This is a genomic window from Micromonospora sp. DT4 (genome assembly GCF_049841675.1).
Lineage (GTDB): Bacteria > Actinomycetota > Actinomycetes > Mycobacteriales > Micromonosporaceae > Micromonospora.
This window is the reverse complement of sequence record NZ_JBNCKT010000011.1, coordinates 36,219-49,915: the sequence shown is the minus strand read 5'-3', so window position 1 is coordinate 49,915 and position 13,697 is coordinate 36,219. Positions and strand designations below refer to the sequence as shown.

General features: G+C 70.1%; 11 protein-coding genes. 5 read left to right on the top strand and 6 right to left on the bottom strand.

The genetic code is table 11. The features are described from left to right. Nucleotides 1–74: 74 nt before the first annotated feature. From ACLQ24_RS06250 to ACLQ24_RS06240, 3 genes are all read left to right on the top strand, one after another. On the top strand, nt 75–704 hold the full coding sequence (locus ACLQ24_RS06250; RefSeq protein WP_425889533.1) for a TIGR03085 family metal-binding protein: 630 nt from the start codon (nt 75–77) through the stop codon (nt 702–704). Between the two features lie 129 nt (nt 705–833). Beyond that, nucleotides 834–1,781 (top strand): terpene synthase family protein, encoded by a 948-nt coding sequence (locus ACLQ24_RS06245; RefSeq protein WP_425889531.1) that lies wholly within the window; start codon nt 834–836, stop codon nt 1,779–1,781. Nucleotides 1,782–1,918: 137 nt separating this feature from the next. Next, a complete protein-coding gene (locus ACLQ24_RS06240; RefSeq protein ID WP_425889529.1) occupies nt 1,919–3,745 on the top strand; it encodes an AMP-dependent synthetase/ligase in 1,827 nt (608 codons plus the stop codon). 74 nt (nt 3,746–3,819) lie between these two features. Here the strand turns inward: ACLQ24_RS06240 and ACLQ24_RS06235 are convergent, their stop codons facing one another. After that, nucleotides 3,820–5,277 (bottom strand): PLP-dependent aminotransferase family protein, encoded by a 1,458-nt coding sequence (locus ACLQ24_RS06235; protein ID WP_425889528.1) that lies wholly within the window; start codon nt 5,275–5,277, stop codon nt 3,820–3,822. A gap of 59 nt (nt 5,278–5,336) precedes the next feature. Between ACLQ24_RS06235 and ACLQ24_RS06230 the strand changes: the two genes are divergently transcribed. After that, the gene (locus ACLQ24_RS06230) at nt 5,337–6,044 is read left to right on the top strand and encodes a YczE/YyaS/YitT family protein (RefSeq protein ID WP_425889526.1); all 708 of its coding nucleotides are present in this window, start codon (nt 5,337–5,339) and stop codon (nt 6,042–6,044) included. A 102-nt stretch (nt 6,045–6,146) separates the two neighbouring features. After that, nucleotides 6,147–6,608, top strand: a complete 462-nt coding sequence (locus ACLQ24_RS06225) for a hypothetical protein (protein ID WP_425889524.1) — start codon at nt 6,147–6,149, stop codon at nt 6,606–6,608. A 366-nt stretch (nt 6,609–6,974) separates the two neighbouring features. On the opposite strand, the gene ACLQ24_RS06220 is transcribed toward ACLQ24_RS06225, so the two are convergent. The 5 genes from ACLQ24_RS06220 to ACLQ24_RS06200 all read right to left on the bottom strand — a co-directional run bounded on the left by ACLQ24_RS06220 (nt 6,975) and on the right by ACLQ24_RS06200 (nt 13,553). Next, complete coding sequence (locus ACLQ24_RS06220) at nt 6,975–10,679, bottom strand: hypothetical protein (protein ID WP_425889523.1); 3,705 nt, start codon at nt 10,677–10,679, stop codon at nt 6,975–6,977. A gap of 105 nt (nt 10,680–10,784) precedes the next feature. After that, nucleotides 10,785–11,552, bottom strand: a complete 768-nt coding sequence (hisF, locus tag ACLQ24_RS06215; RefSeq protein ID WP_425889521.1) for an imidazole glycerol phosphate synthase subunit HisF — start codon at nt 11,550–11,552, stop codon at nt 10,785–10,787. 72 nt (nt 11,553–11,624) lie between these two features. Then, nucleotides 11,625–12,623 carry an NADP-dependent oxidoreductase gene (locus tag ACLQ24_RS06210; RefSeq protein ID WP_425889519.1) on the bottom strand — a complete coding sequence of 333 codons (999 nt, stop codon included), beginning with the start codon at nt 12,621–12,623 and terminating at the stop codon, nt 11,625–11,627. A 46-nt stretch (nt 12,624–12,669) separates the two neighbouring features. Then, complete coding sequence (locus ACLQ24_RS06205) at nt 12,670–13,101, bottom strand: organic hydroperoxide resistance protein (protein ID WP_425889517.1); 432 nt, start codon at nt 13,099–13,101, stop codon at nt 12,670–12,672. A 5-nt stretch (nt 13,102–13,106) separates the two neighbouring features. Beyond that, complete coding sequence (locus ACLQ24_RS06200) at nt 13,107–13,553, bottom strand: MarR family winged helix-turn-helix transcriptional regulator (RefSeq protein WP_425889516.1); 447 nt, start codon at nt 13,551–13,553, stop codon at nt 13,107–13,109. Nucleotides 13,554–13,697 lie beyond the last annotated feature (144 nt).

Genomic DNA, 13,697 nt, shown 5'->3' with positions numbered 1-13,697 from the left:
GACGCCCGGGCGCCACGGAACGACCCGGCCGCGCTCGGCGCGCGGCCCCAAAGGTCCAGGCCTACGATCGGCGCATGTCGCGGTACGCCCGAGCCGAGCGCGAGGCGCTGGCCGATCTCCTCCTGGCCCTCGGGCCCGACGCACCGACGATCAACGAGGGCTGGGCGACCCGCGACCTCGCCGCGCACCTGGTGCTGCGCGAGCGCCGTCTGGACGCGGCCGGCGGGATCCTGCTGGCGCCGCTGCGGGGGTACGCCGAGCGGGTCCGCCGCCGGCTCGCCGCCGGTCCCTACGCGGAGCTGGTGGCGCAGGTACGCCGGCCGCCGCTGTGGAGCCCGATCAGCAACCCGTTGACCGACGAGCTGGTCAACACGATGGAGTTCTTCATCCACCACGAGGACGTGCGGCGGGCCGTGCCGGGGTGGCAGCCGCGCGAGCTGCCCCGCGGCCTGCAGGCCACGCTGTGGAAGCGGGCCGCCCCGATGGCCCGGCTGACGCTGCGACGATTCCCGGCGGACCTCTACGTCCAGGCGCCCGGGTACGGCGAGGTCTCCGTCGGCCGTGGCGGCGAACGGCTGCGGATGGTGGGCGCCCCGGCCGAGTTGACCCTGTTCCTCTCCGGACGCCAGCGGGTGGCCCGGGTCCAGTTGGACGGCTCGGCAACGTCAGCGCGACAGTTGCGCAACGCCAGCCTGGGCATGTGACTTTCTGCGCTTAATCGGTCACAGCGACGGCGGACGAGCGCCCCAGGCCCAGCGATGCGCGCCGATACCTCCTCCCGTACGCTTCAGCGCGCCGTTCCGCGCCGGGGCGGCACAATGTGGGGGCACACAATGCGAAGTTTCGCAATCTCGGCGCTACGGGAACCCTCCTTCACGGCGGGGCGCCACAAGTCCACGGATCGGGTAGCCAGCGAGAGCGTCGAGTGGGCGTGCGCTTTCGGGCTGGTCAACTCCGGTCAAATCCATCGACTGCAGCGGGCGGACGCCGCCGGTCTGGCGGGCCGAGCCTGCCCGGACGGGCCGGTGCGGGGCCTTCGGCTCCTCACCGACCTGATCTCCTGGCTCTTCGTCATGGACGACGCCTGCGACGAGGACGGTCTCGGGGCCGACCCGAGCCGGCTCGCGCCGGTCATCGCCGCCCTGCTCGACGTGCTGGACCGCGCGGGCGACCCGGGCATCCCGCTGCCGCCGGGAGCCGGCCCGCTGGGCGCCGCGCTGCACGACCTGTGCCGCCGGACCCGGGCCGAGGGCCAAGCGCCGATGCTGCTGCGGTTCGTCAGCCAGGTACGCCAGTACCTGCTCGCGCTGCTCTGGGAGGCCACCAACCGGGAGCGCCGCCGGGTGCCGGGGATGACGGAGTACGTCCAACTGCGTCGACACATCGGCGGCGTACACCCCTGTCTCACCCTGACCGACCTCGCGTCGGAGCAGCCGCTCGGGCCGTCCCGGCGGACCGATCCGGCGCTGACCGCCCTGGACCTGCTGGCCGTGGACCTGGTCTGCTGGTGCAACGACCTCTTCTCGTACGGCAAGGAGAGCCGGTCCGACCCGGACGCGCACAACCTGGTGACGGTCATCGCCCAGGAGGGCGGCCTCGACGAGGCGGACGCGCTGCGGGCGGCGGCGGACCGTTTCAACCGGGGGTTGGCGGCGTACCAGGCGGCGGAGGAGGACCTGCTGGCCAGCGGTGTCGAGGCGTTGCGCTCGCCGTTGGCCGCGCGGCGCAACTGGGTCCGGGCCACCTACGACTGGTCGGTCGTGGCCGCCCGCTATGCCTGATCCGTCGCGCCGGTCGGCGCGGCGGGGCCGCCGGACGATCACCGGCCCTAGCCGATGCCCGGTATCAGGCAATACTCTTCGGTAACCACCATGACGTGACGACCGTCACGCCACCACCCCCGAAGGCGGCTACAGCGATGACTCTCGATGTACCGTACCGTTCCATCCCGGACATGTTCCTCAAGCGCGTGGCGGCCACCCCGGACCGGCACGCGTTCGCGTCCCCTATCCGTGACGACTCGGGGCCTGACTGGCTGACCTGGGAGCAGGTCGGCCAGCGCGCCAAGACCGTCGCCGCCGGCCTGCACGCGCTCGGCGTCGGCCAGGAGAACCCGGTCGCGATCCTCGCCAACACCCGGCTGGACTGGGTTGTCGCCGACCTCGGCATCATGTGCGCCGGCGGGGCGACCACCACCGTCTACCCGACCACCGAGCCGGCGGACGCGACGTACATCATCGCTGATTCCGCCTCGCGGGTCCTCTTCGCGGAGAACCCGGCGCAGGCGGCCAAGATCGCCGGTGCGGACCTGCCGGCGCTGACCCACGTGGTGCTCTTCGACGGCGCCCCCGACCCGAACGCCGCGATCCCCCAGCTCACCCTCACCGAGCTGGAAGAGCGGGGCACCCGGGCGCTGGCCGCCGAGCCCGACCTGATCGACATGCTCGTCGCGGGCATCGGCCCCGACCACCTGGCAACCCTGATCTACACCTCCGGCACCACGGGCCAGCCCAAGGGTGTCGAGCTGCTGCACGGTGGCTGGTGCTGGGAGGCGGTGGCGCAGGCCGAGGTCGGGTTGCTGCGCGACGACGACCTGCAGTACCTGTGGTTACCGCTGGCGCACTCGTTCGGCAAGACGCTGCTCTGCGGCGCGATCCACGTCGGCCTGCCGACCTACGTCGACGGACGGGTGGAGAAGCTGGTCGACCTGCTCGCGGTGATCCGACCGACGCTGATGTGCGGCGCTCCCCGGGTCTTCGAGAAGGTCTACAACCGGGCGGTGACCACCGCGCAGGGCGCTGGCGGCGCGAAGGCGAAGATCTTCGCCTGGAGTGTCCAGGTCGGCAAGGAGAAGGTCGCGCTGGAGCAGGCCGGCAAGCCGGTGCCGGCCGGACTGAAGCTGCGCTACGGGCTGGCCGAGAAGCTGGTGTTCAGCAAGCTCCAGGCCCGCCTGGGTGGCCGGATACGGGTGCTGGTCTCCGGTGCCGCGCCGCTCAGCCCGGAGATCGCCACCTTCTTCGCCGCCGCCAACCTGCCCATCTCGGAGGGCTACGGCCTCACCGAGACCAGCGCCGGCAACTTCGTCAACCCGCCCGCCGGTCTGCGGATCGGCACCGTCGGGCAGGCGATGGGCGACCTGGAATGCCGGATCGACACCGACGGCGAGATCCTGGTCCGCGGTCGGCCGGTGATGCGCGGCTACCACAACCTGCCCGAGGAGACCGCCGCCGCCTTCACCGAGGACGGCTTCTTCCGCACCGGCGACATCGGCACGCTCGACGAGCAGGGCTACCTGCGGATAACCGACCGCAAGAAGGACCTGGTCAAGACCTCGGGCGGCAAGTACATCGCGCCGTCGCACATCGAAGGGATGTTCAAGGCCATCTGCCCGTACACCTCGCAGGCGGTCGTGGTCGGGCAGGCCCGCAACTTCTGCACGATGCTCGTCACGCTCGACCCGGACGCCATCCGGGGCTGGGTGGCCGGGGGTCCGCTGGAGGGCCGCGACTACACCGAGATCGTCGCCTCGCCGGAGGCGCAGGCGATGGTCGAGGAGTACGTGGCCCAGCTCAACGCCAAGCTGAACCGCTGGGAGACGATCAAGAAGGTGGCGATCCTGCCGCGCGACCTGACCATCGAGGACGGCGAGATCACTCCCTCGCTGAAGATCAAGCGGCGGGGCGTGGAGAGCAACTTCGCCGCCGAGATCGACAAGATGTACGCCGGCACTCTCGCCGAGCTGTAGCACCGGACCGCCGGTGGCCCCGCACCCGCTCGGGTGTGGGGCCACCGGCGTCTCGACCGGCTACCCGCCGACGTTCAGGCGATGACCGACGGCTCCGGCCACCGCTGCCGGCCGCTGCGGTCCAGGTCGTAACGGACCGTGGCGATGCGCTCCACGGCCTCCACCAGCTCGGCGGCCGGCAGCGTGAACGGCAGCCGCAGGAAACGTTCCAGGGTGCCGTCCAGACCGAACCGGGGGCCGGGCGCGAGCCGGACGCCGACCTCCTCGGCGGCCCGGGCGAGCGCGCTGGAGACCGGACCGTCCAGCTCGGCCCAGAGGGTCACGCCGCCGCGTGGCACGGTCACCCGCCAGTCCGGAAGTCGGAGCGCCAGCGCGTCGAGCAACGCGTCGCGCTGGGCGGCGAGCTGAGCCCGGCGGTCGGCGACGATGGCTGCCGCGTCGGCGAGCAGGCGCACCGCGACCAACTGGTCGAGCACCGGGCTGGACATGTCCACGCCGACCCGGACGGCGGCCAGCCGCTGCACCTGCGGCGCGGAGGCGCGTACCCAGCCGATCCGCAGGCCACCCCAGTACGGCTTGCTCATCCCCCCGATGCTGACCACCCGGGAGTGCCGGTCGAACGTGGCGGTGGGTGGGGGCAACTCGGCCCCGTCCAGCGGAAGGTCCACGAAGGACTCGTCGACGATCAGGTCGGTGCCCACGGCGTGGGCGGCGGCGACCACCCGCTCGCGCAACGCGGCGGGCATCAGGTGTCCGGTCGGGTTCTGGAACTCCGGAATCAGGTACGCCAACTTGGGCCGTGTCTGCCGCAGGCTGCCCAGCAGCAGGTCGGGCTCCCAGCCACCGGCGTCGGCGGACAGCCCGTGTGTGGTGATCCGGGCCCGCCGCCCGGCCAGCGCGGCGAGCGCGTTGGGGTAGGTAGGTGACTCGACCAGCACGCTCCCGCCGGGGGCCAGGGCGAGACGCAGCACCAGGTCCAGGGCGTGCTGTGTGCCGCTGGTGACCATGATCTGGTCGGCCGAGGTGGGCAGTCCCCGCGCGGTGTAGCCGTCGGCCACCGCCTCGCGCAGCTCGGCGATGCCCGTCGGGTGGTAACCGGCGCCGCCCAGGTAGCGGGGCAGGTCCTCGACCGCGGCCCGGGCGGCCCCGAGCAGCTGGGGTGGGGCGGCCAACGCGGCGACGCCGAGGTCGATCATGTCCCGGTCGTCGAGCGGGGTCCACAGGCCGGTGCTGGCGACCCGGTGGTTGGCGGGCAGCATCGTCCAACTGCCGGCGCCCCGGCGGCTGGCCAGGTGACCGGTCTCGCGCAGTTCCCGGTACGCGGCGGTGACCGTGGTACGACTGATCCGCAGCGCCTCGGCCAGCTCACGCTCCGCCGGCAGGCGGACGCCCAGGGGCAGCCGGGCGTCGGCGAGCAGCCCGCGTACCGCACCGGCGAGGGCGGCGTAGTCGGGGCTACGGCGACGACCCGGCAGAGCGTGCCACTGCCCCAGCAGGCGCGCCAATTGGACCCCTCGAACCTGACCGGTCATGGCCACTCCTCGGATATTGGCTTCTTCCTCCGGGAGGATTGGCCCCTAGAGTGGCATGCATGGCACTGATTGGCAATCTGCGGGAGCGGCCGGTACGACGGCTCAGCCAGCTCTACGCCGGGCTCGTCCTCTACGGGGTGAGCATGGCTCTGATGGTCCGCTCCGGCCTGGGCCTCGACCCGTGGGACGTCTTCCACCAGGGGTTGTCCGAGCTGACCGGGCTCTCCTTCGGCACGGTCACCATCGGCGTCGGCGCCCTGGTGCTGCTGCTGTGGATCCCGCTGCGGCAGCGGCCCGGCCTCGGCACCGTCAGCAACGTGCTGGTGGTCGGCCTGGTGGTGGACGCCACCCTGGCCCTGCTGTCCACCGGTGGTCCCCTCGGCATCCGTATCGTCCTGTTGATCACGGGGATCGTCGCCAACGGCGCCGCCACCGCGCTCTACCTCGGCGCCCGGTTGGGTCCCGGTCCGCGCGACGGGCTGATGACCGGCTTCGTCGCCCGCCGACCGCGCTTCTCGGTGCGGCTGGTGCGGACCGTCATCGAGGTCACCGTGCTCGCACTGGGTTGGCTGCTCGGCGGCACGGTCGGCGTGGGCACCATCGCGTACGCGCTGGCCATCGGCCCGCTGGCGCAGTTCTTCATCCCGCTCGTCGCGGTGTCCCCGGGCACGGTCGGCGCGGACGACGAGCCGGGCCCCACCGCGGGTGACCCGCCGGCGGCCACCGCGGGTGATCCGCCGCGAAGCACCGCCGCCCCGGCCGCCTGAGTTCTCACCGACCGTTCACGGACCGGCACGCCCCGCTGGTACAGGCGGGCTCGTTGGAGGGTGGGTGTTCCCTTCCGCGCCGCTCGCCGTCATCATCTCTGCATGGGGGAGAACGGTTGGCGCTGGAGCGACGCATGGATCTTCGTGTCGTTGGTGATCGCGAGCGGGGCCGGGCGACACCGACGCTCCGCGACCAGCCGCCGGCCGGAGGGCGTACGTCTGACCGATGTGCTGTCCACCGCAGACCACCTCAAACACGCGATTCCCGAACGGCACGAGGTGGAGGCCGCGGTCCAGCGGCTGGTCGGGGCGGGCCTGGTCACCGTCGCCGACGGCTGGTTCCGCATCACCGCCGAGGGTGAGCAGCTCTGGCGCAGCCGCCCCCGGGCCGGCGTCGCCACGATGGTGGACACCGTGCAGGGGGTGCTGAGCCGCCGGCACGCGCCGGGTAACGCCGACTGGATCCTGGACGAGGCCGACCACGCGGCGGCCGTGCAGGAGTACGCCGTGCGCTCGATCCCCACGCCCCGCCGGTCCCCCGAGGGCCGCTCCGGCGGCCAATGAGGCCCTGTCGTCGCATGCTCGACCTGACGGACGCGCTCAGGGCTCAGGCCTCAGCAATGCCGGGGCCATGATCGCGAACGTGCGGGCGGCGAGGAGATCGGCGGCGCCTGCGGCACCTCGCACGCAGCCCTGCGTTCCGCATCGCGTCGACATAGACCGCGAATCTGCGGCTTGAGCTGGGCAAACACGGGTTGGCCCGGCGACAGGGCGTGCCACTAGGGCTGTGGCGTTCGTGCTGGTGAGGCGGTTGCGGATGTCGCGTTGATGATGCCGGGGCCGTTCAATGATCTTCAGCTTGGCGAACATGGCCTTCTGGCGCGGGGACAGTTCGGTTCGCAGGCCTACCGAAGGCGCGGTCACCGATGTTCAGCATTCCAGGACGCGTGCGGCGAGTTGGCGGAGCTCGGTTTGTTTGTGTGTGTCATGGCCTTGTGCGAGGTGGACGATGGCGTCGACCCAGCGTTGTCGTGAGGTGGCGGGCAGGTTGGTGGAGTGTTGTGTGACGTACTTCAGGGCAGCGGGTAGTCCGTCAGTGAATGTCAGGTCGATCGCGTACATGACGGTGACGGCGCCGGCGGTGGAGTGCCCGGATTCATCGATGAGGTGTATGCGCAGGTCGACGTCGATACCGCGGCCTGGGGCGTCGATGAGGAGGTGGTCGCGTTCGACGGGGTTGTGGGCTTCTTGGTAGTCGAGGACGAAGGTGGCTTTGTCTGGCGCGCCGAGCTCGCCCAGCAGTGGTGCGGTTTTGCGGAACCAGGTGTCGCTGCCGGTGTGGTGGACGATGGTGGCGAGGTCGTCGCGGGCGCGTTGGCTGGTGAGTTCCTCGTGGTGGGTGGTGAGCAGTTCCAGTTTCGTGGCTCGGTCCGGTGCGAGCAGAAGCTTGGCCAGCGCGCGACTGGTCGTGGTGGTGGCGCGCTTGGCGTGGGCAGCCGCGCTGGTCAGCAGCGGTGACGTGAATGTGGCGCCCATGTCCTCGGTGGTGCCGTCGCCGCCGGTGACACGCCACACAGGGTCCAGTGCCGCGGTCGGCGGACCGCCGGAAGCGGTGGCCTTTGGCTTGGCGACGGGATGCACGATGCTGATGCCATAGGTGGCCGCCATGCGGTGCAGCGGTTCCGGGTTGTCCCGGGTGACCAACACGGGCTGCTGCTGTTTGAGCGCGAACTGCTGTACCAGGCGCCGCACGTCACGCACGTTGTTGGCGTCCCTGGCACCGCCGAGGAAGATGACCGGGCCGCCGAAGCCCACAGCGGCCTTGCGGATCTCGCCGCTTAGCAGCTGAGACGGTGCGCTGCCAACCCAGTAAAGACGCGACTCCGGCGCGTCCACCCGGTTACCCGGCGGAAGAATCACATCCTCCGTCAGCGGCTCGTCCTGGTCCGACTGGTGGTTAGGGAGTCGGGCGTTCCCTGGCACGGGAGCCACCACGCCGGCGTCAGCGGTGCCGAAGGCACTGCCTGAACCGATATCGGTCCGGTCCACCTGTGAATCCATTTGATCGCCCACACGACGGACGAGGGACCTGAATTCTTCCTCCAGTTCGGCAAGGGTTGGACGCGATGCGTGGTGCCGACGCAACTCGACGACGACAAGGGGCGAGCTTTCAAGTTTCTCGTGGCCGTCGTCGAGGGTGGTCATGTGGGTGCGGATCTCTAGAGCCTGATTTTGGTCGATGAGTGGAGCATCAGCGGCGAAGATGCTGCTGAGGTAATCGCTGACGCGAAAGACGCCGGAGCGATCGGGTTTTTCCACTGTCCGAGCGAGGTGACGTTTAGCTCTCCTGGAACAACCTTCGGGAGAAGAATGCATCATGGAATCGTAATATTCCACAAGATCAGTTGCAAGGTTGTCCGCGTTCGCTTCGAGCCAACCGCGAATGCCCGACGGAAGAGCCGCCCGCACGGCGGATAGTGCGGTGCGGCTGGCGATCATCGTGAAATTCTTGGGCAGGCTGCCAGAATCCATAGAGCCAGAAATCACTGCTGCGACCTGAGTGTATGCGAGCGCAAGGAAACCCGCCATTGCACGGGTGCCCGGGTTCCGGTCTCGTGTAATCCCCATAACTGCCTCGTATCCTTCGAGGCGTGGGACCCCGCCGTACGAGCAAACCACCTTCGCGGCATACATTAACGATTGAGCATGATGAGACTCCGCGTGGGCGCGCGCCGAGGAAGTCGTCGAGTTGGATCTCCGTTCAAATTCAGCCACCATGAATTGATAGAGATACGCCAACGGAACCCCCACTGTGTAATGGGTGGATAGGGTCGCCGTATCCAAAGGCTTAGTTGTCCCGAGAACAGTGATCCCCGCCCCCGCTGCGGTGACCTCGAAGTTCGAGCCGCGCAACGCCTCCTGCAGAGACTTTCCTGCACCGTTGGCGAGCGCGTTCAACGCCGCCCGCACGTCGGCGATGGCGGCATCGATCGTGATGCGACCGACTGTTTCCTGCGCCGACACCTGGGCAGGATGGGTGACGATCTCGAAAATCCATTTTTGGCGGTACCGGTCGATGACGATCTTCGCGTGCGGGCTTTGAGCAAGGGGACCGAGTTCCCAGATCTGGTCCCACGTCAGGCCTGCGGGCGGGTCAAGGCGTGTACGCGTCTCCACCTCGATGCCTGCCGCACCCGCGTGCGCGGCCCCTACATCCGCAGCTGCGACGCTGGGAAGGCCGATCCTGATGCCGTCGCTCAACGGGAGAAACCACACCGTGGTGTTATCCGCGATCGTGACAGCGCGACGGGTCTGCCCGTCGATTAGCGCAGGACCGTCGTGCAGTCGCACCGCGTTCACGACGTGTCGCAAGCCACCGGGCGCTCCTGACACTGCTACGATCCCTCGTTCCCACACCGGGGAAGCGTCCAACGCCCGGCGTACCTCGCCGATCGTTGTCTGAACAAAACCGAACCCACCCTCGGGCCTGCGAACCCCGCGTTCGGTGTCGTTTGCGTAGTTCTCCAGATAGGTCAGCGACAGCGGCTCCGATGGTGGCACCTGAACGCGGAGCGAACCTCGCGCCTGCAGGACCATGTCAACGCCAATTGCCGCCAACACACAGTTGGTGACGAAGTCTCCACCGATACCCAGCCATGGATTGATCCCAGCCAACCATTCTAGAACCACACTCCGCACCGGCAGCGGCCCGAGTGCAGTCGCCGTGGTCAGCTCCTCGGCAGTCAGCGCCGCTCTGACACCGTGGTGGACGCTGTCTCTCGCGGCGCCGGTGAACTCGATCGTCGACGATGGCACGCTCACCGGGACAACGCTGAGCTCGCTCGGACGGTCGGGCAGCGTCGCGGCACGGACCCCCGCAGGTGTGTCGTGCACCAGAGCTATCCCATCCGGCAAACGGATCGCCACCGGGCTCTCGATGCCCCCTCCCGCGCCGTCGCGCGCAGACACCAGCATCGCTTGACCGGGTGTCAGGCCGGCCAGTTCACGCCACAGCCCTATCACTCCGCCGCTGATCTGCCGGATCTGACCAGGCCGCGCGGCGCGTATCGCAGCGCCACCGAGGTGACCAAAACGGGCGTTGACGATCGGCTGCGGCAAACCAACCTCGGCCCGGCCATCGAGCCACCGAACCGCACCCGGCATCACCGGTCCGGCCACCAGCTGGGCGCCGAGCGGCACCCCCGGATGCTTTGCGAGCACATGCTCTTTCGGCAACACCAATACGTAAGCTGCGTCGAAATGGCCGGCCGGAAGTCCCAAGGCACCTATCGGCAGCACCCGAAAATGATCAAAGGTGGTCAGAACGCCGCGGGGCAGATACACCGGCATGTGAAACTCGTCAGCCCGAGCCTTCGCCCCCTCCAGGTCAAGGTCCGCAACGACCGACGCCGGCGGAACATTCACCGACCGCGCCGCCACACTTACCGACTGCGCCGCCACAGCCCCCACCGCTTCGGGCGCGGCCAGCCCCGCATCAACATGGACGAGGTGTAGTCCCCGAACCGGCGGGGCCGCGGCTACCTCAGCGGGCACCGACGCCCGCCCCAGATAGACGCCAGATGGCACCCACGTTGTCAGATCCTCAGTACAACCCACACCGTCGACGTAAGACATCCGCTGCTTTCTACCCGCCCTTCGCCTGAGGTTCCTTCGGCTTACCGCGTGATCCACGAAGAGGGGAAGCTCAGAGTCCCAGTGCGGCGGCAGCCCTCGCCCCGGCTAGCGCACCGGGTGGCCGTTGCGGCGCAGAGCGTCCTTGACCTCGCCGACGGTCAGCTCGCCGAAGTGGAAGACGCTGGCCGCGAGGACCGCGTCGGCCCCGGCCCCGATCGCGGGCGGGAAGTGCGCCACCTCACCGGCCCCGCCGCTGGCTACGACCGGCACGTCTACCACGGCCCGCACCGCGCCGATCAGTTCCAGGTCGAAGCCCGCCTTGGTGCCGTCGGCGTCCATCGAGTTGAGCAGGATCTCCCCCGCGCCCAGCTCGGCCACCTGCCGGGCCCAGCCCACCGCGTCGATGCCGGTGCCGCGTCGGCCGCCGTGGGTGGTGACCTCGAACCCACTGGGCGTGCCGCCGGCTGGCGCGCGGCGTACGTCGAGGGAGAGCACGAGCACCTGCCGGCCGAACCGGTCGGCGATCTCGGCGATCAGCTCCGGCCGCGCGATGGCGGCGGTGTTCACGCCGACCTTGTCGGCCCCGGCGCGCAGCAGCGTGTCGACGTCGCCGACCTGCCGGACCCCGCCCCCGACGGTGAGCGGGATGAAGACCGACTCGGCGGTGCGGCGCACCACGTCGAGCATGGTGCCCCGGTCGCTGGACGACGCGGTGACATCGAGGAAGGTCAGCTCGTCGGCGCCGGCCCGGTCGTACGCGGCGGCCAGCTCGACCGGGTCGCCGGCGTCGCGCAGGTCGAGGAAGTTGATTCCCTTGACCACCCGCCCGGCGTCCACGTCGAGACAGGGGATCACCCGTACCGCCACCGTCATGCCGTCAGCCTATCCTCCACGTGCGGCGCGGCGGCCGACCCGAGGGGTCGACCGCCGCGCAGGACGTCCACGTCACACCCGGACAAGCATCTTGCCCAGGTTCTCGCCGCGCAGCAGGCCGAGGAAGGCCTTCGGGGCGTTCTCGATGCCGTCGACGACCGTCTCGTCGTAGGAGAGTTTGCCCTCGCGCAGCCAGCCGGCGACGTCCCGGACGAACGTCGCGCGCACGTCGTTGTGGTCGTTGACCAAAAACCCGCGCAGGGTGAGCCGCTTGCCGATGACCAGCGCCAGGTTGCGCGGCGCGGCGGGCGGCTCGGTGGCGTTGTACTGCGCGATCATGCCGCAGATCGCGACCCGGCCGTGCAGGTTCATGGCCGAGATCGCCGCCTCCAGGTGGTCGCCACCGACGTTGTCGAAGTAGACGTCGACGCCGTCCGGGGCAGCCGCGCGCAACGAGTCGCGGACCGGCCCGTCGTGGTAGTCGAACGCGGCGTCGAAGCCGAGCGCCCGGAGCCGCTCGACCTTGGCCGCCGAGCCGGCGCTGCCGATGACCCGGCCCGCGCCCTTGAGCTTGGCGATCTGGCCCACCAGGCTGCCGACCGAGCCGGCCGCGGCGGAGACGAAGACCGTCTCGCCGGGCTGCAGGGCGGCGACCTCCAGCAGGCCGGCGTACGCGGTCAGTCCGGGCATGCCGAGTATGCCCAGGTACGCGCTGGCCGGGGCGAGGGTCGCGTCGACCTTGCGCGCACGGCTGGCGTCGAGCAGCGCGTACTCCCGCCAGCCGAGCCCGTGCAGCACGGTGTCGCCGACGGCGAGGTCGGCCGACTCGCTGGCCACCACCTCGCCGACGGCGGCCCCGTCCAGCGGGGCGTCGAGCGCGAACGGCGGCACGTACGACTTGACGTCGTTCATCCGTCCCCGCATGTACGGGTCAACGGAGACGTACTGGTTGCGGACCACGATCTGGCCCGGTCCGGGCGTCGGGACGTCGGTCTCGACGAGTCGGAAGGTGTCCTCGGTGGGCCAGCCCTCGGGGCGGCGGGCCAGGTGGATCTCGCGGTTGCTGGTCATCGGGGGTCGCCCTCTCGTACGCGGGTGGGGTCCGGGGCCGCGACGGTCAGGCGGCCAGGGTCTCGCGGACGGTCAGCACGACGTCGATGTTGCCGCGGGTGGCGTTCGAGTACGGGCAGACCTGGTGGGCCTGCTCGACGAGCTGCTCGGCGGTCTCGCGGGGAACTGCCGGCAGGTCGACGACGAGCTGCGCGGTGAGCCCGAAGCCACCGCTGCCGTCTCCGCCGATGCCGACCTCGGCGGAGACGACGGAACCGGTCACGTCGGCCTTGGCACGGCGGCCGACGATGCGCAGAGCGCTGTGGAAGCAGGCGGCGTAGCCGGCGGCGAAGAGCTGCTCGGGGTTGGTGCCGCCACCCTCGCCACCCAACTCCTTCGGCGACGCCAGGTCCAGTGCGAAGGTGCCGTCAGAGGTCTCGACGTGGCCGTCCCGGCCGTCACCGGTGGCGGTCGCGGACGCGGTGTAGAGAACCTTCATGGTGGTCACTGCTCCTTCTGTCGGTGGATGGTCTCGGTGACCCGGATGAGGGTGTCGCGCATCGCGACAAGCTCGTCGATGCCCAGCCCGGTGGCCTGCGCGATCCGCAGCGGGACGCCGCAGAGCCGTGCCCGCAGCGCCCGACCCTGCTCGGTGAGGCTCACCTCGACCCGCCGTTCGTCGCGCGCCGAACGCCGGCGCGCCACCAGGCCGGCGCTCTCCAGCCGCTTGAGCAGCGGGGAGAGCGTGCCGGAGTCGAGCCGCAGCTCGGCGCCCAGCTCGGACACCGTGGGCGGGTCGTCGGGGCGTTCCCAGAGGACCAGCAGCACCAGGTACTGCGGGTAGGTCAGCCCGACCTCGTCGAGGATCGGCCGGTACACGTCGGTGAGGGCGCGCGACGCGGCGTAGAGCGCGAAGCACACCTGCCGGCGCAGCACCAGGTCATCGGTCACCGGTGAACCGTAGCCCGCAATTAAGTTGTGCACAACCAGTCGGGCAAAGTGCCGCCGTGACGACCGCCACCGACGCGGTCAGCGGTCGCCGACGTAGCCCGCCGTGAGGGCAAGATCGCCGGCCCGGACCACCCGGGAGTAGCC